The following is a 17,174-nucleotide window of genomic DNA, read 5'->3' as shown; positions in this document are numbered from 1 at the left end:
TGCACAAATGAATCGGAGCAGGCCACCAATGGAATTGCTCACGCAGGTAAGGCTTACCTAACCTTTCGGCGTCCCAGGATCGCGAACGCGAGCGTGGAGCAGATGATCAGGCCGAGCATCACGCAGGCCATCGGCACGGCCGTGCCCTCGCCCGCCAGGCCGACCAGCGGGGCCGCCAGCGCGCCCAGCGCGAACTGCAGCACGCCGAGCAGCGCCGAGGCGCTGCCGGCGATCTGGGCGGGCTGCCCGGCCAGCGCGAGCGCGCCCGTGCCGGGCAGGACGAGCCCCTGACCCAGCATGATCACGAACAGGCCCGCCACGATGCCGGCCAGGCCGAGCCCGGTCAGCGCGGCGGTCACCAGCAGCCCGGCGCCCACCAGGCCGGTGACCAGCCCCACGACGACCAGGCGGGCGGGCTCAACGCGGCCCGACAGGCGGCCGCCGAGCTGGGCCATCGCGGTCAGGCCGAGCGCGTTGAGCCCGAAGATGAGCGAGTACTGCTGCGGGGTGGCGCCGTACACCTGCTGGAGCACGAAAGGCGAGCCGGAGATGTAGCCGAACATCGCCGCGAAGGCCAGCCCCGCGGTGAGCGCGCAGCCCATGAACGCGCGGTCGCGCAGGAGCTGCCAGAAGGTGCGCACGGTGTGCGCCAGCCCGCCGCTCTCGCGCCGGTCGGCGGGCAGCGTCTCGCGCACCCCCGGCAGCACGGCCAGCAGCAGCACGAGCCCGGCGACGCTGAGCGCCACGAACACGCCGCGCCAGGAGGTGAAGGCGAGCAACTGGGCCCCGGCGATGGGGGCGAGGATCGGCGCCAGGCCGCTGACCAGCATGAGCGTGGCGAAGATGCGGGCGATGGCGGCGCCGTCGTACAGGTCGCGGACGACCGCGCGGACGATGACCAGCGCCGCCCCGCCCAGGACGCCCTGGAGCAGCCGCAGGACGATCAGCACGGGCACCGACGGCGCGAACGCGCACAGCAGCGAGGCCACCATGAACCCCGCCACGCCCACGATCAGCGGGACGCGCCGCCCGCGCACGTCGCTGACCGGGCCGGCGACGACCTGGCCGACGGAGACGCCGATCAGGCAGGCGGTGAGGGTGAGCTGGACCTGCGCGGGAGCGCTGAGCATCTCCTCGGTGATGGCGGGCAGGGCGGGCAGGTACATGTCGATGGACAGCGGGCCGATCGCCGACAGCGCGCCCAGGATCACCAGCAGCAGCCCCCGCCTCCCGCCCTTGGTCTCGCCCTTGCTCCCAATGGCGGCGGACGCGGCTTCTGCCACGGACATGCCTGAACCCCTTCCCCTCGCAGGCCGATGACCCACGAGGGCCGAGGGATCAAACCGGGATTCGGTCCTCCTAATTCCCGGTTATCAGATATTTCATGATGTTTCGTTGAGCTGGATGACGGCGAACGCCGCACCCTGCGGATCGATGAGCTGCGCGAACCTGCCGGGCGGCGCCTCGGTCACGCCGGTGAGCACGTCGGCGCCCGCCTCGGCGGCGGCGTGCAGGGCCGCGTCGAGGTCGGCGACCGCGAAGTAGGTCAGCCAGAACGACGGCAGCTCCGCCGGCGCCTCGCCGGGCATCGGGATCATCCCCGCCACGGCCGCCTCCCCCGCCACCCACTCGGTGTAGGCCATGCCGCCCAGGTCGGACGTGCGCGACGTCCAGCCGAAGACCGCCGAGTAGAAGCGCTCGGCGGCCGGCGCGTCCCGGGTGCACAGCTCGTTCCAGCAGAACGCGCCGGGCTCGTTGACCAGCTCCGCCCCCGCGTGGGCGGCCGCCTGCCAGGCGCCGGCGCAGGAGCCGTCGGGGGCCCGCAGGGTGACCATGGTGCCCTCGTCGAAGACATCCATGGGCTCCGCCACGACGGCGCCGCCGGCGTCCCTGACCCGGGCGGCCAGCGCGGCGGCGTCGTCGGTGGCGACGTAGGTGTTCCAGAGCGAGGCCGAGCCGCCGTCGCGGACGGGGCCGATCCCGGCGACCTTGCTGCCCTCGTGGACGAACATCCCGTAGCCGCCGGCCGCCGGGTCGTCGACCATGTCGGCCGTCCAGCCGAACAGATCCCCGTAGAACCGGGCCGAGCCGGGGACGTCGGTGCTGGCCAGGTCCACCCAGCACGGGACTCCTGGGTCGTATCCACTGCGTCGCGACATGTGAGGCTCATCGCCGCGCTTCCCCCCGTTCTCACGCCTTTCCGGGGAACGGTCCGGTCAAGGGCCGTCCATTTCCGGGCAGGGCCGCCCGACGGGCGTTCGCCGGGCGCGTACCTGGGGGCCGGACCGCCCGGCGCAGTCCCTAAACTCGTGGCCATGGATTCCCCAGCCGTCGAGATCGTCGACCTGGTCAAACGCTACGGCGGCCGGACCGCCCTCGACGGCCTCACCCTGCGGGCCGGCCGCGGCGCCGTCACCGCCGTCCTCGGGCCCAACGGCGCGGGCAAGACGTCCACGGTCGAGATCTGCGAGGGGTTCCGCACGGCCGACTCCGGCACGGTGCGGGTGCTCGGCATGTCGCCCACGCTGCCCGAGCTGCGCCCGCGCGTCGGGGTGATGCTCCAGGCGGGCGGGGTGCCGCCGGCGATGCGCTGCGCCGAGTGGCTGCGCCTGGTCGCGCGCTTCTACGCCCGTCCCCACGATGCCGGCGCGCTGCTGACCCGGCTCGGGCTGGCCGAGCACGCGCGCACCCCCTACCGGCGGCTGTCGGGCGGCCAGCAGCAGCGGCTGTCGCTGGCCGCGGCCGTGATCGGCAGGCCGGAGCTGGTGTTCCTCGACGAGCCGACCGCCGGGCTCGACCCGCAGGCCCGGCACGCCTGCTGGGACCTGGTCGGCGAGCTGCGCGGCGCCGGGGTGTCGGTGGTGCTGACCACCCACCACATGGAGGAGGCCGAGCGGCTGGCCGACCACGTCGTGATCATCGACAGGGGGCGCGTGGTGGCCGAGGGCAGCCCGGCCTCGCTGACCGGGGCCGAGCGGCAGCTCAGGTTCAGGGCCCGGCCGGGGCTCACGCTGGAGGAGCTGCTCAACGCGCTCCCGGTGGGCAGCGCGGCCAAGGAGTCGCCGGCCGGCCACTACATCATCGAGGGCCAGGTGGGGCCCGAGCTGCTGGCCACCGTCACGGCCTGGTGCGCGGCGGAGGGCGTCACGGCCGACGACCTGCGCATCGAGCGCCGTACCCTCGAAGACGTCTTCCTCGAACTGACCGGCAGGGAGCTGCGATGACCCCCGTGCTCGACCTCTCGCCCGCGCCGGGCGCCGCGCCGTTCCCGCGCATGGTGCTCGCGCAGGCCGGCTCGGAGGTCCGCACGATGCTCCGCAACGGCGAGCAGCTCCTGCTCACCCTGATCATCCCGGTGCTGCTGCTGGTCGGCTTCTCGCTGGCGCCGCTGGTCGACGTCGGGGGCGGCCGTCGGGTCGACTTCCTGGCGCCGGGCGTGCTGGCCCTGGCCGTCATGTCCACGGCCTTCACCGGGCAGGCCATCGGCACGGGCTTCGAGCGCCGCTACGGCGTGCTCAAGCGGCTGGGCGCGACCCCGCTGTCCAGGGCCGGGCTCATGCTGGCCAAGACGGCCGCGGTGGTGGCCGTGGAGGTCATCCAGGCGGCCGTGATCGTGGCCGTCGGGCTGGCGCTGGGCTGGCGGCCCCACGGGTCGTTCCTGGCCGCGGCGGTGCTGGTCGTGCTCGGCACGGCGGCCTTCAGCGGCCTCGGCCTGCTGATGGCGGGCACGCTGCGGGCCGAGGCGACGCTGGCCGCGGCCAACCTGGTCTACCTGGTGCTGCTGGGGGCGGGCGGGGTGGTGTTCCCGCTGTCGAAGTTCCCCGAGGGCGCGCGGCCGGTCCTGGAGCTGCTGCCGATCTCGGCGCTGACCGGCGGCCTGCGCGCGGTGCTCACCCAAGGAGCGGCGCTGCCGCTGGGGCCGGTGCTCGTCCTGGCCGGCTGGGCGGTGCTGACCCTGGCGCTGGTCTCACGGCTGTTCCGCTGGGAGTGAGGCGGCCGTTCCGCTGGGGGTGAGGGGCGCGGCCCCCGCGTGCGGAGATGTCGTCCGAGGTCAGTACGCTCTGGACGACCGCCCCACCTGCCGCGCGAGGAGTTCCGTGACCGACTTCGCCCTCGACGATCCCTTCGATCGCCGCCCGGCGCTGCCCCGTCCTGGCCGCCTGCTGCGCCAGGCCGCGGACTCGATCCCGCCCTCGTCGCTCGTCCTGCTGTCCATCGTCTCGGTGCAGCTCGGCGCCGCGTTCGCCAAGAACCTGTTCGCCGTCCTGCCGCCGAGCGCCGTGGTGTTCCTGCGCATCGCGGCGGGCGGCCTGATCATGGCCGCGGTGGCCAGGCCGAAGCTGCGGGGGCTGGGGTGGCGCGACTGGGCGGTGGGGGCCGGTTTCGGCCTGACGCTCGCGCTGATGAACCTGTCGTACTACGAGGCCCTGTCGCGGCTGCCGATGGGCGTCGCGGTGGCGATCGAGTTCCTCGGCCCGCTGGGCGTGGCCGTGGCCGCCTCCCGGCGCAGGCTCGACCTGGCCTGGATCGGCCTGGCGGGGCTCGGCGTGGCGCTGCTGGCGCCCTGGGGGCAGCAGGCGTCGGCGGCCTGGTGGCTCGGCATCGGGTTCGCCCTGGTGGCGGGCGCGTGCTGGGCGGCCTACATCCTGCTGTCGGCGGCGGCCGGGCGGCGTTTCCCCGGCACGACCGGGCTGTCGTTCGCGATGATCGTCTCGACCCTGGTGATCGCGCCGGTGGGCGTCACGACCGGCGGCGCCGACCTGCTCCAGCCGTCGCTGCTGCTGATCGGGCTGGGGGTGGGGCTGCTGTCGTCGGTGATCCCGTACTCGCTGGAGCTGCACGCGCTGCGGCGCATGCCCAAGCACGTGTTCGGCATTCTGATGAGCCTGGAGCCGGCCGTGGCGGCGCTGGCGGGCGTGCTGGTGCTGGGCGAGGTCCTGCACGTGCAGCAGTGGGCGGCGATCGTGTGCGTCGTGGCCGCCAGCCTCGGCTCGACCCGGATGACGGGGCGCTGATCACCGGGCGGTGGGTGCGGCCCTGAAGGGTGCCGCCGCGCGCCCGCGGGGATGGGGATCTCTCGGGCGCGCGGCGGAGGGCTCGGCTTGAGGTGGGCGGGTTCGCCGAGCCCGGTGAAGGTCAGCGGACGCGGGCGTCCGCGTGACCGGGCTGGTGAGGCCTTCAGGAAGGCGAGTTCGTGAAAGCTTTCACCAACACATTACCGCAAAACGGACAAACCCTATTAATTCGGACGGTAAAGAAACGCGGCAGCCGTCAGTGCTCGGCCCAGATGCCCCGGACGTGGCCGATGTGCTCGCCCATCAGATGGCCGACCGCCTTGCCGTCGCCGCTCTTGAGCGCGTCGAGCATGGCCAGGTGCTCCCTGGCGGAGTCGGTCAGCGAGCCGCGCTCGGCCAGCTGCGACAGGCCGTAGAGCCGGGCCCGGTTGCGCAGGTCGCGCACCACCTCCACCAGGTGGACGTTCCCGGCCAGGGCCAGCAGCTCCAGATGGAAGCGCAGGTCGGCGTCGATGTAGGCGAGCAGGTCGGCCCGGTCGGCGGCCGAGACGATCTCCTCGGCGATCGGGCGCAGCCGTTCGAACTCCTCGGCGCGGGCGCTGTCGGCCAGCCGCGAGACGGTGGGCACCTCGATCAGCTCGCGGATCTGGGTCAGCTCGTCGAGGTCGCGGTCGGACAGCTCGGTCACCCGGAAGCCCTTGTTGCGCACGGCCTCGACCAGGCCCTCCTTGGCCAGGTCGAGCATGGCCTCGCGGACCGGCGTGGCCGAGACGCCGAACTGCGCGGCGAGCACGGGCGCGGAGTAGACCACCCCTGGCCGCATCTCGCCGGTGATCAGCGCGGCCCGCAGCGCGTGCGCGACCTGCTCGCGCAGACTCTGCCGCTCCCCCACCATCGGCAGGTCGAGCCGGTCCTCGGCAGCCATCCGCCTTCCCCTCCTACTTCCACGCCTCGTACGCGGCCGCGGCGACCACCAGGTCCTGCCACGCCATGCCCGTGCTCTTGAACACCCGCGGGCCGGGACCGGCCACCACCCTCCCGGCGATCAGCTCGGCGAGGTTCCCGGCGAGATGACCAGAGGTGATCGTACCGTGGCGGATCGGGATGATCACGTCGCCGGCTTCCTCCAGGGCGGCCGATCTGGCCTCGACGACCACGGTGGCGCGGGCGACGAGGTCGCCGTCGAGCTCGCGGACGCCGGGCTCGTGCGACCCGACCGCGACCACGGTGACGCCGTCCCGGGCGAGCTTACCGGGGAACAGCGGCCGCGCGGCCGTGGTGCAGCAGGCGACGAGGTCGGCGGCCCGGATCGCGTCGGCCACCGCACCGGGCAGCGCACCGGCGGGGGTTCCGGCGGTCGGGGGTTCGGCCGTCAGGGGTTGGGCGGTCAGGGGTTCGGTGGTCAGGGGTTCGGCCGTCAGGGATTCGGTGGTCAGGGGTTCGGCGGTGAGGCCCAGGGCGTGGCAGCGGGCGGCCAGGGCGGCGGCGCGGGCGGGGTCGCGGCCCACGATCGTGACGTGCTCGACCGGTCGCACCTCGCGCAGGGCCAGGACGTGCCCGTACGCCTGCGGCCCGCTGCCGAACACCACCAGGCGGCGCGCGTCCGGCTCGGCCAGGTAGGAGACGGCCAGGGCCGAGACGGCGGGCGTACGCAGGGACGTGAGCGCGATGCCGTCCAGGGCGGCGAGCGGGGCCAGGGTCGAGCCGTCCAGCAGCAGGTACGTCCCCTGGATGCGGGGCAGGCCGCGCCCGGGGTTGGCGGGCGTGACGGTGACGGCTTTGACCCCGGCGTAGCGGCCGGCGGCGGCGGGCATGAGCAGGAGCTGCCCGGCCGGCAGGTCCACGGCCGGCCGCCGGGGCGTCAGCTCGGGGTCGAGCCCGTCGCGCAGGGCCTGTTCGAGGACGGCCACCGCGCGGCCGACCGGCACCAGCCGCTCCAGCACGGGCCCGTCAATGTAGGGAAGCGCGCTCATCGCAGCGTGAACCCCGTTCCGATCGGGTCGGCGGGATCGAGCTCGAAGACGTGCCGGCCGGTGCGGTAGGCCATGCCCTCGATCTCCGGCACGATCCCCTCGGCCGTCACCCCGGCCACCCGGGCCAGGAAGACGGACCCGACGACGCTCTCGTGCACCAGGGTTCCGCGCAGGCCCGCGTCGTGCAGCAGCGCCATCCTGGCGGCGGTGCCCGACCCGCACGGCGACCGGTCCACCTCGCCGTCGGCGAAGACGGTGACGTTGCGCTGCCGGACACTCCGCCCGGCCCCCGGCAGCTCGCCGCCCGCCGATCCGCCGCCCGCCGATCCCCCGTCCGGCGCGGCGGCGGCCGGCAGGTCGTCGTCCGGCAGGTCGTCGTGGAAGATGACGCCGTAGACGCCGGACAGGCGGTCGTCGCGGGGGTGGCGGGTGGCGGGGTGGCCGGCCAGGGCGGCCTTGATGCGGCGGGCGTGCCCGACCAGGGCGGTCAGATGGCGGGGCTCGAAGGACAGACCCAACTCCCCAGCCGAAATAGACGCATAAATTGCCCCGCCGTACGAAATATCAACCTTGGTTCCGGCGACGGCCACGTCCCGGGCGATCACGTACGACGGCACGCTCACGAACGTCACCCCCACAACCCGCCCGCCCGAGCACCGCACCCGCGCCCTGACCCGCCCCGACGGCACGTCCACCACCACGTCGGTCTCCCCGTCGGGATCGGCCGCGACCAGCCCCTCCTGCACCGCGTACGCCCCGAGGGCGATCGTGCCGTGCCCGCAGGCGGTGGAGAAGCCGTCCTTGTGCCAGAACAGCGCGCCGAGATGGGCCCCGGCGTCGTCGGGCGGGACGAGGAAGCAGCCGTACATGTCGGCGTGCCCGCGCGGCTCGTGGCACAGCAGCCGCCTGACGTGGTCGGCGTGGGCGGGCGCGTTCTCCCGCCGGGTGAGCACGTCCGCCCCGGGGATGCCGGGGACGCCTCCGGTGACGATCCGGAACGGCTCACCGCCCGTGTGGTAGTCGACAGTTGTGATCACAGTTCGAAGCCCTCCGGGAACCGGGTCGAGGAAGCCGCCAGGAGTAACATGTCACATTGTCACGTTCCGGAGAAGCCCCTGACGGGACCGTCCTACCCGGCCCGTACTATCGTTGACGTGAAGGAATCCACCGGCCGTCCCAACGTCCTCGTCCGCGCCCTGCGCTCGTTCTGGGCGCCGACCACGCGCTCGATGCGCGGCTGGGCGCTGGCCTCCGTCGTGGCCAACGCGGGCATCGCGGTGACCGGCGCGGGCGTGCGGGTGACCGGTTCCGGGCTCGGCTGCCCGACCTGGCCGAAGTGCACGCCCGACAGTTTCGTGCCCGTCGCCCATCCCGAGATGTCGATGCTCACGATGCTCATCGAGTTCGGCAATCGGCTGCTGACGTTCCTGGTGCTGGCGGTGGGCGCGGCGTGCGTCGTCGCGGCGCTGCGCCTGGTCCCGCGCAGGCGGGCCCTGGTGCGCCTGGCCCTGCTGCAGCCGGCGGGCGTGCTGGCCCAGGCCCTGTGGGGCGGGCTGGTGGTCAGGACCGCGCTCAGCCCGTTCACGGTCGGCATGCACTTCCTGATCTCCATGGCCCTGATCGCCGCCTGCTGGATGCTCTACGCCCGCGCCGGCGAGGGCGACGGCCCGGCCGCCGGGGTCGCCCACCACGACGTCCGGCGGCTCGGCCACGCGCTGCTCGCGGCCACGGCGGTGCTGCTGGTGGCGGGCGTGGTGGTCAGCGGCACGGGCCCGCACTCGGGCGACGTCATCGCCTCGCGGTTCGGCTTCGACATCGAGACCGTGGCCCGGCTGCACGCCGACATCGTCTACGTCGTCGTCGGCCTGACGTTCGCGCTGCTGTTCGCGCTGCGCGTGACCGGCGCGCCCCGGGCCGCCAGGCGGGCCGCGCTCGGGCTGTTCGCGGTGGAGCTGGCCCAGGGCGTGATCGGCTACACCCAGTACTTCCTGGCTGTGCCGGCCGCGCTGGTGCTGCTGCACGTGCTCGGCGCCTCGCTGGTGTGGATCGCCGCGCTGCGGGTGGTCACCTCGCTGCGCGCCAGAGGCCCGCTGGAGGCCCCGGCCGCCGCCGCTCACACGGAAGCGCCCGCTCCGGTCTGACCGTTGTGCGATGGTATGGGGTGTGGTGCGACTCCCTAGGCTCTCGCGCAGGCTGCTGCGCCGTACCTACCAGGGGCTGGTGCTGGTCAGCGTGCTCGCGCTGGCGCCCATGACCTGGGCCTGGCTCGACAGCTCGCCGCACCGCGTGGTGGCCGACACGGGGGGCTGGCTGGGCCGGGTGCCGCCCGCGCAGGCCGCGCTGGTGCTCGGCGCCGGGCTGTGGCGCACGCAGCCCACGCCCATGCTGGCCCGCCGGCTCGACGTGGCCGCCGAGCTCTACCGGGCGGGCAAGGTGCGGGCGCTGCTGCTGTCGGGCGACAACAGCCGCAAGGACTACGACGAGCCCACCGCCATGCGCGACTACCTGCTGCGCAGGGGCGTGCCGGCGGACGTGATCGTGCTCGACTACGCCGGCTTCGACACCTGGGACTCGTGCGTACGGGCCCGCCGGGTGTTCGGCGCCGAGCGGGTCACCGTCGTCACCCAGGTCTTCCACCTGCCGAGAGCCGTCGCGCTGTGCCGGACGGCCGGGCTGGAGACGTTCGGCGTCGGCGACGACTCCACCCGCCAGTGGGCGGCCACCACGTACGCCTACGCCACCCGGGAGCTGCTGGCCACCGGCAAGGCCGTCGTGGACGCGCTGCTGCTGCACTCCGACCCGGTCTACCCCGGGCCGCGCGAGGTCTCGCTGACCGAGATCCTGGCTCAGCCGGGCGCGCCGGGCGCGTAGCCGGGCGGCGGGGTGCCCCTGGCCATCCGGCGGGCGTGCACGGGCGGCACCGGGAAGTCGGCGCGGGCGGTGCTCATGCACTCCAGCAGGGCCCGCTGCTCCTCGTGGAAGGCCTGCTCGTCGACGATGTGGCGGGCCGCCCGCTCGTGCAGCAGGCCCAGCTCGGTGGCGGCGAGCTGGTAGTCGCGCATGGCGCGCACGCCCCGCTTGCCGCCGTAGGCCCTGGCCCACTGCCTGGCCTGGCGGCGCCTGGCGAACGTGGACAGCATGTAGATGTCGGCCGGCCCGACCAGCTTGGTCGGCTCGTACGGCGGCAGGTAGGTCTGGATGAGCGCGACGATGCGCCGCCGGTCGCGGAACACCACGCCGATCAGCACGACGAGCACCACCAGCAGCGCCAGGTAGGCCACCACGAGCCCGGGGAAGCCGCCGTAGGAGGCCAGGCCGTTCCACAGGCCGTGCAGGATCATCGCCCCCGACCAGCCGGCCAGCACCAGGAAGACCCGCTCGGGCCCCTGGCGCTGGGCCGCGTAGGCGACGGCCACCCCGATCATCGAGCTGAACAGCGGATGGGCGAACGGCGACAGGATGCCGCGCAGCACCACGGTGACCGCCAGGCTGCTGACGCCGTTGCCGTTGAGCGCCGACAGGTAGTAGCTGACGTTCTCGCTCATGGCGAAGCCGAGGCCGACCATGCTGGCGTAGATGATGCCGTCGGTGGGGCCGTCGAGCTCGGCCCGGCGGAACTTCAGCAGGCCGAGCAGCACCAGGCCCTTCATCGTCTCCTCGACCACCGGCGCGCCGAAGGTGGCCGCCAGGTTGCGGGCGCTGGTCGGCGAGAGCTTGGCGGTGTCGATGAAGTAGTGGAGGTTGAGCGAGTTGATCGCGCCGGCGACCAGCACGGCGATGCCCGCGCCCCAGGCGAAGGCGAAGATCAGGTTGCTGCGCGGCTCCGGCTCCATGCGGTCCAGCGCCAGCACGGCGGCCAGCAGCAGCGGCACCGGCGCCAGGGCGAGCCCGAGCGCGATGAAGAACTGCACCGGCTCGCCGTTGATCACGTCGAAGGAGAACGAGACCAGGGCGCAGATGCCGGTGAGGACCAGCCCGGTGATCAACGCGAACGACGGGCGGTCCTTCAACACCCAGCGTGGATCACGGGTCGCCATACCGTGACTTTAACGGATCGAAGGGCCGGGGTCCGTGCCGACCGCCCGCCCGGGACAGCCACTCCTCACCGTCCGGACACGCGCCGCGGGGGCCTCGCGCACGGCGGCCGGGACGGTCACGGCGGTCAGGCCAGCAGCGGGTCGATCGCGACGGCGAGGAAGAGCAGCGCGAGGTAGGCGTTGGACCAGTGGAAGAAGCGCATCGGGCGCAGGTCGACGCCGCTCTTGCCGGCGTTGAGCCGGGCCAGCAGGCGGTGGACCTCCCACAGGCAGACCACGCCGAGCACGACCGCGACGACCGGGTAGAACAGCGTGGTGCCGGCCACCGGCCACAGGGCCAGCGAGCACAGCACGGTCGCCCAGGTGTAGGCCACGGACTCCAGGATCACCCGCCGCTCGGTGGCCACCACCGGCAGCATCGGCACCTTGGCCGCCGCGTAGTCCTCCTTGTAGCGCATGGCGAGGGTCCAGGTGTGGGGCGGCGTCCAGAAGAACACCACGCCGAACAGCACCAGGGGCGCCCAGTCGAGCCGCTCGGTGATGCCCGCCCAGCCGATCATGACCGGCATGCAGCCCGCGATGCCGCCCCAGACGATGTTCTGGGCCGTGCGGCGCTTGAGCAGCATCGAGTAGACGATGACGTAGAACAGGATCGCGCCGGTGGACAGCACCGCGGCCAGCCAATTGGTGGTGAGCCACAGGCCAACAGTGGACAAAATCCCCAGGACGATCCCGAAGACCAGCGCGCCGCGCGGCGAGACCTGGTGCCGGGCCAGCGGCCGGCGGCGGGTGCGCCGCATCTTCTGGTCGATGTCGCGGTCGACGTAGCAGTTGAGCGCGTTGGCGCTGCCCGCCGACAGGGTGCCGAAGACCATGACGGCGATCGACTTCCACAGCGGCGGCAGGCCGCCGGCCGCCAGGAACATCACCGGAAGGGTCGTGATCAGCAGCAGCTCGATGATCCGCGGCTTGGTGAGCGCGACGTAGGCCTTCACGACCATGCCGAACGTGCGCGGCGCCCCGGGCTCGGTCGAGGGGGCCGTGGCCTGCCTGTTGGTCAGCACCGTCAAGGCGCTTCCAGCCTGTGCGGAGTCAACGCGTAACCTCTGATTAGAGCGGATCGATGAGTGGCGCCGTGGCGCCTCTGCGAACAAACAAACTGTAGTCGCAGGGGCGGACGGTCCGGCCAATGGGGGGCTTGCGCCATTCATGGACACGCGAGGGTGGAATGGGAATCGATCGCCAGCTCCACTCGGTTAGGGTCCCGTGTGGGCGGGATAGCCAACAGGTACTGCCAAATGACAACTAGATTCCGGAGATCGAGCACTTGAGCACCGAACTCGTGCCAGCCCTTGAATGGACCGACCTCGACAAGAAGGCCGTCGACGTCGTCCGGGCCCTGGCGATGGACGCAGTGGAGAAGGCGGGCTCGGGTCACCCCGGCACCGCCATGAGCCTGGCCCCCGCCGCATACCTGCTGTTCCAGCGCGTGATGCGCCACGACCCCAGCGACCCCAACTGGGCGGGCCGCGACCGGTTCGTGCTGTCGTGCGGCCACACCAGCCTGACGCTCTACATCCAGCTCTACCTGTCGGGCTACGGCCTGACGCTCGACGACCTGCGCCGGCTGCGCCAGTGGGACAGCCTGACCCCGGGCCACCCCGAGCACGGCCACACCGCCGGCGTGGAGACCACCACCGGCCCGCTCGGCCAGGGCCTGGGCAACGCGGTCGGCATGGCGATGGCGGCCCGCCGCGAGCGGGGCCTGTTCGACCCCGACGCCGAGCGCGGCTCCTCGCCGTTCGACCACCACATCTGGTGCTTCGTCAGCGACGGCGACATCGAGGAGGGCATCAGCCACGAGGCCAGCGCCCTGGCCGGCCACCAGAAGCTGGGCAACCTCGTCGTCCTGTACGACGACAACCACATCTCCATCGAGGACGACACCCTCATCGCCAAGTCCGAGGACGTCGTCAAGCGCTACGAGGCCTACGGCTGGCACACCGAGAGCGTCGACTGGACCGCCGGCGGCGAGTACGAGGAGGACGTCCAGGCGCTGTACGAGGCGCTGGAGGCGGCCAAGGCCGAGACCGACCGGCCCTCCTTCATCCGGCTGCGCACGATCATCGGCTGGCCGGCGCCGAACAAGAAGAACACCGGCAAGATCCATGGCGCGGCCCTGGGCGAGGCGGAGATCGCCGCGACCAAGGAGATCCTGGGCATGGACCCGGCCAAGAGCTTCGACGTGCCGGCCGAGGTGCTCCAGCACGCCCGCGAGGTGGTCGCCCGCGGCCGCAACGACCGCGCCGAGTGGGACAAGGGCTACGCCGAATGGCGCCTGGCCAACCCCGAGCGGGCCAAGGAGTTCGACCGCATCTCCCACCGCGAGCTGCCCGCCGGCTGGGCCACGGCCCTGCCCGAGTTCGAGACCGGCTCCTCGATGGCCACCCGCAAGGCCAGCGGCGAGGTGCTGGGCGCGCTCGCGCCGGTGCTGCCCGAGCTGTGGGGCGGCTCGGCCGACCTGGCCGAGTCGAACCTGACCACGATGAAGGGCGAGCCGTCTTTCATCCCCGAGGAGTACCAGACCAAGGACTTCCCCGGTAACCGCTACGGCCGCACGCTGCACTTCGGCATCCGCGAGCACGCCATGGGCGCGATACTCAACGGCATCGCCCTGCACGGCGGCACCCGCCCCTACGGCGGCACGTTCCTGGTCTTCTCCGACTACATGCGCCCCTCGGTGCGCCTGGCCGCGCTGATGAAGCTGCCGGTCACCTACGTCTGGACGCACGACTCCATCGGCCTGGGCGAGGACGGCCCCACCCACCAGCCGATCGAGCACCTGTGGGCGCTGCGCGCGATCCCCGGCCTCGACGTCGTCCGCCCGGCCGACGCCAACGAGACCGCCTACGCGTGGAAGACGATCCTTGAGCACACCGACCGTCCCGCCGCCCTGGCTCTGACCAGGCAGAACGTACCGGTCTACGAGGGCACGAACGCCGACGGCGTGGCCCGCGGCGGCTACGTGCTGCGCGAGGCGTCCGACGGCCAGCCGCACGTGATCATCATCGCCACCGGCAGCGAGGTCGAGGTGGCCGTGCAGGGCCGCGAGCTGCTGGAGGCGCAGGGCATCCCGGCACGAGTGGTGTCGATGCCGTGTGTCGAGTGGTTCAACGGGCAGGACTCCGCTTACCGGCAGACCGTCCTGCCGAGCTCGATCAGGGCTCGGGTCGCGGTCGAGGCCGGCGTCGCGCTCGGCTGGCACCAGTTCGTCGGCGAGTGCGGCGAAGTGGTCAGCCTGGAGCACTTCGGCGCCTCGGCGCCGTACAAGACGCTGTACGAGCAGTTCGGGCTCACGGCCGAGCGCGTGGCGGCCGCGGCCAAGGCGAGCCTCGCCAAGCTGGGTCAGGACAAGGGCGAGACGACGGGAAACTGAGAAGAAGATGAGCGAGAACCTCAACAAGCTGTCCGGCCAGGGCGTTTCCATCTGGCTCGACGACATCAGCCGCGAACGGCTGCGCACGGGCAACCTCGACCAGCTGATCCGCGAGAAGAACGTCGTCGGGGTCACCTCCAACCCGACGATCTTCGCAAGCGCGCTCAGCAAGGGCGACGCCTACAACTCCCAGCTCCACGACCTGGCCGTGCGCGGCGTCACCGTGGAGGAGGCCGTACGCGCCATCACCACGTACGACATCCGCTGGGCCGCCGACGTGCTGCGCCCGGTCTACGACGCCACCGGCGGCGTGGACGGCCGCGTCTCGCTGGAGGTCGACCCCCGCCTGGCCCGCGAGAGCGAGAAGACCGTGGCCGAGGCCAGGGCGCTGTGGTGGATGGTCGACCGGCCCAACCTGTTCATCAAGATCCCGGCCACCCTTGAGGGCCTGCCCGCGATCACGCAGGCGCTGTCGGAGGGCATCAGCGTCAACGTCACGCTGATCTTCTCCCTGGAGCGCTACCGCGCGGTCATGGACGCCTGGCTGGCCGGGCTGGAGGCCGCGCAGGCCAAGGGTCTGGACCTGGCCACGATCGAGTCGGTGGCCTCGTTCTTCGTCAGCCGCGTCGACACCGAGATCGACAAGCGGCTCGACAAGCTCGGCAAGCCGGAGCTGAAGGGCAAGGCGGGCATCGCCAACGCGCGCCTGGCCTACGCCGCCTACGAGGAGGTCGTCAGCTCCGAGCGCTGGCAGCGCCTGCGCGCCGCGGGCGCCCGTCCGCAGCGCCCGCTGTGGGCCTCGACCGGGGTGAAGAACCCCGACTACTCCGACACCATGTACGTCGACCAGCTCGTCGCCCCCGGCACCGTCAACACGATGCCGGAGAAGACGCTCGACGCCACCGCCGACCACGCCCAGGTCACCGGCGACACCGTGCGTCCCTTCTACGAGCAGGCCTGGAACACCATGGCCGCGCTCAAGGACGCCGGCATCGACTACGACGACGTCGTGCGGGTGCTGGAGGAGGAGGGCGTCGAGAAGTTCGAGGCGTCCTGGAACGAGCTGCTGGAGAGCGTCACCAAGAATCTGGTGCCATGATCGAGGTGTCCTACCGCGAGGAGGGGGTGGCCGCGGCCGCCTCCTCCGTCGCGGGGCGCCTCGTCGCCGACGGCGTGCCCGCGCGGCTGGCCGGCGGCGACCCCACGCTGTGGGGTGAGGACGCCGAGGCGGTGGCGGCGGTCCGGCTCGGCTGGCTGACGCTGCCGCGCACCTCCCGCGAGCTCCTTCCCGAGCTGGGCAAGCTCGTGGAGCGGGCGCGCGCCGAGGGCCTGACGAACGTGGTGCTGGCCGGGATGGGCGGCTCGTCGCTGGCTCCCGAGGTGATCTGCCAGACCGCCGACGTGCCGCTGACCGTGCTGGACACGACCGACCCCGCGCAGGTCCGGCGGGCGCTGAGCGACCTGCTGGAGTCCACGGTCGTGGTGGTGGCCAGCAAGAGCGGCTCGACCGTCGAGACCGACTGCCACCTGCGCATCTACGAACAGATCTTCACCGAGGCGGGCATCTCGCCCGCCGACCGGATCGTGGTCGTCACCGACCACGGCTCTCCGCTGGAGCAGCGGGCCGTCGACGGCGGCTACCACCTGGTGCTGGCCGTCCCCGACGTGGGCGGCCGCTACTCGGCGCTGTCGGCGTTCGGGCTGGTGCCGAGCGCGCTGGCCGGGGCCGACGTCGAGCGGCTGCTGGACGACGCCGAGGAGGTGCTGCCGCTGCTGTCGCAGGACACCGGCAACCCCGGCCTCGACCTGGGCGCGGCCCTCGGCGGCGCGGCGCTGGCCGGGCGCGACAAGCTCGTGCTGGAGGACCAGCTCTCCGGCATCAACGGGCTGCCCGACTGGATCGAGCAGCTCGTCGCCGAGTCCACCGGCAAGCAGGGCAGGGGCATCCTGCCGATCGTCAACGCCGACCCCAACCACACCGGCGACGAGCTGGTCGTCGCGATCGAGTCCGACGACGGCGCCGTCCGCGTCGACGGGCCGCTCGGCGGCCAGTTCCTGGTCTGGGAGTACGCGACCGCCGTGGCCGGGCTGCTGCTGGAGATCGACCCCTTCGACCAGCCGAACGTGGCCGAGTCCAAGGAGAACACCGCGGCCCTGCTGGCCCTGCCCGACCTGCCGCTCGGCGCTCCCACGCTGGTCGACGGGCCCGTCGAGGTCTACGGCGCGGTCCGCTCCCACGACCTGCCCGGCGTGCTGGCCGAGCTGCTGAAGGCCATCCCGCACGACGGCTACCTGGCCGTGATGGCCTACCTCGACCGGCTGGCCGCCTTCGACGCGCCGATGCCCGAGGGGGCCGACTTCGAGCAGATGACCGACGCGTGGATGATGGCCGACGCGGCCACGCTGCGCGCCCTGCTCGCCATCCGCACCAACCGGCCGGTGACGTTCGGGTGGGGGCCGCGCTTCCTGCACTCGACCGGCCAATACCACAAGGGCGGGCCGCAGAACGGCGTGTTCCTGCAGATCACGGGGGCGGTGACCGACGACGTCGCCGTGCCCGGGCAGCCGTACACGCTGGGGCGGCTCCAGCTCGCGCAGGCGCTGGGCGACCTGGCCGCGCTGGAGACGCGCGGGCGGCCCGCCGTACGCCTGCACTTGACGGACCGCGCGACGGGTGTCGCGCATTTGCTCGCAGCCGCACAGGAGGTTTGAG

General features: G+C 72.6%; 15 protein-coding genes. 8 read left to right on the top strand and 7 right to left on the bottom strand.

The genetic code is table 11. The features are described from left to right. Positions 1-53: 53 nt before the first annotated feature. Together ACIBST_RS32570 and ACIBST_RS32565 are read right to left on the bottom strand one after the other, a co-directional pair. Positions 54-1,289: a multidrug effflux MFS transporter gene (locus ACIBST_RS32570; protein ID WP_397177223.1), complete on the bottom strand. Its 1,236-nt coding sequence runs from the start codon at positions 1,287-1,289 to the stop codon at positions 54-56. 93 nt (positions 1,290-1,382) lie between these two features. Then, a complete protein-coding gene (locus ACIBST_RS32565) occupies positions 1,383-2,159 on the bottom strand; it encodes a VOC family protein (protein ID WP_397177222.1) in 777 nt (258 codons plus the stop codon). 156 nt (positions 2,160-2,315) lie between these two features. Between ACIBST_RS32565 and ACIBST_RS32560 the strand changes: the two genes are divergently transcribed. The 3 genes from ACIBST_RS32560 (at position 2,316) to ACIBST_RS32550 (ending at position 5,015) form a co-directional block, all read left to right on the top strand. Beyond that, a complete protein-coding gene (locus ACIBST_RS32560; RefSeq protein WP_397177220.1) occupies positions 2,316-3,224 on the top strand; it encodes an ABC transporter ATP-binding protein in 909 nt (302 codons plus the stop codon). Continuing rightward, positions 3,221-3,991, top strand: coding sequence for an ABC transporter permease (locus tag ACIBST_RS32555; RefSeq protein ID WP_397177218.1), 771 nt, complete (start codon positions 3,221-3,223; stop codon positions 3,989-3,991). Before ACIBST_RS32560 ends, ACIBST_RS32555 begins: the two co-directional genes overlap by 4 nt. 106 nt (positions 3,992-4,097) lie before the next feature. Further along, entirely contained in the window at positions 4,098-5,015 is a 918-nt protein-coding gene (locus ACIBST_RS32550; protein WP_352328758.1) for an EamA family transporter, read from the top strand. Between the two features lie 256 nt (positions 5,016-5,271). Here ACIBST_RS32550 and ACIBST_RS32545 read toward each other — a convergent pair whose 3' ends face one another. Genes ACIBST_RS32545 through ACIBST_RS32535 form a run of 3 tightly spaced genes read right to left on the bottom strand, consistent with a single transcriptional unit; the run spans position 5,272 to position 8,025 of the window. Further along, positions 5,272-5,940, bottom strand: coding sequence for a GntR family transcriptional regulator (locus ACIBST_RS32545; protein ID WP_352364390.1), 669 nt, complete (start codon positions 5,938-5,940; stop codon positions 5,272-5,274). Between the two features lie 13 nt (positions 5,941-5,953). Beyond that, positions 5,954-6,988 carry an ornithine cyclodeaminase family protein gene (locus ACIBST_RS32540; RefSeq protein WP_397177217.1) on the bottom strand — a complete coding sequence of 345 codons (1,035 nt, stop codon included), beginning with the start codon at positions 6,986-6,988 and terminating at the stop codon, positions 5,954-5,956. Further along, positions 6,985-8,025, bottom strand: coding sequence for a proline racemase family protein (locus ACIBST_RS32535; RefSeq protein ID WP_397177215.1), 1,041 nt, complete (start codon positions 8,023-8,025; stop codon positions 6,985-6,987). Before ACIBST_RS32535 ends, ACIBST_RS32540 begins: the two co-directional genes overlap by 4 nt. 117 nt (positions 8,026-8,142) lie before the next feature. Here ACIBST_RS32535 and ACIBST_RS32530 point away from each other — a divergent pair, with 117 nt between their 5' ends. Further along, entirely contained in the window at positions 8,143-9,129 is a 987-nt protein-coding gene (locus ACIBST_RS32530; protein WP_397177214.1) for a heme A synthase, read from the top strand. Between the two features lie 22 nt (positions 9,130-9,151). Further along, positions 9,152-9,859 (top strand): vancomycin high temperature exclusion protein, encoded by a 708-nt coding sequence (locus ACIBST_RS32525; protein WP_397177213.1) that lies wholly within the window; start codon positions 9,152-9,154, stop codon positions 9,857-9,859. Here ACIBST_RS32525 and ACIBST_RS32520 read toward each other — a convergent pair. Continuing rightward, the gene (locus ACIBST_RS32520) at positions 9,835-11,025 is read right to left on the bottom strand and encodes a PrsW family intramembrane metalloprotease (protein ID WP_397177211.1); all 1,191 of its coding nucleotides are present in this window, start codon (positions 11,023-11,025) and stop codon (positions 9,835-9,837) included. The genes ACIBST_RS32525 and ACIBST_RS32520 overlap by 25 nt on opposite strands. A 125-nt stretch (positions 11,026-11,150) precedes the next feature. Continuing rightward, positions 11,151-12,095 carry a heme o synthase gene (locus tag ACIBST_RS32515; protein WP_364340061.1) on the bottom strand — a complete coding sequence of 315 codons (945 nt, stop codon included), beginning with the start codon at positions 12,093-12,095 and terminating at the stop codon, positions 11,151-11,153. A 335-nt stretch (positions 12,096-12,430) separates the two neighbouring features. Here ACIBST_RS32515 and tkt point away from each other — a divergent pair, with 335 nt between their 5' ends. From tkt to ACIBST_RS32500, 3 genes are read left to right on the top strand one after another with little or no spacing between them, the layout of a single operon-like run. Then, positions 12,431-14,461: a transketolase gene (tkt, locus tag ACIBST_RS32510; protein WP_397177561.1), complete on the top strand. Its 2,031-nt coding sequence runs from the start codon at positions 12,431-12,433 to the stop codon at positions 14,459-14,461. A 7-nt stretch (positions 14,462-14,468) separates the two neighbouring features. Continuing rightward, a complete protein-coding gene (gene tal, locus ACIBST_RS32505; protein WP_397177209.1) occupies positions 14,469-15,560 on the top strand; it encodes a transaldolase in 1,092 nt (363 codons plus the stop codon). Further along, entirely contained in the window at positions 15,557-17,173 is a 1,617-nt protein-coding gene (locus ACIBST_RS32500; protein WP_397177207.1) for a glucose-6-phosphate isomerase, read from the top strand. Before tal ends, ACIBST_RS32500 begins: the two co-directional genes overlap by 4 nt. The last annotated feature ends 1 nt before the right edge of the window (position 17,174 follow it).

Source organism: Nonomuraea sp. NPDC049684, assembly GCF_044465345.1.
In the GTDB taxonomy this organism is placed as follows: Bacteria; Actinomycetota; Actinomycetes; order Streptosporangiales; family Streptosporangiaceae; genus Nonomuraea.
The sequence above is the reverse complement of the archived record's forward strand: the minus strand, read 5'-3'. Positions and strand labels throughout refer to the sequence as shown.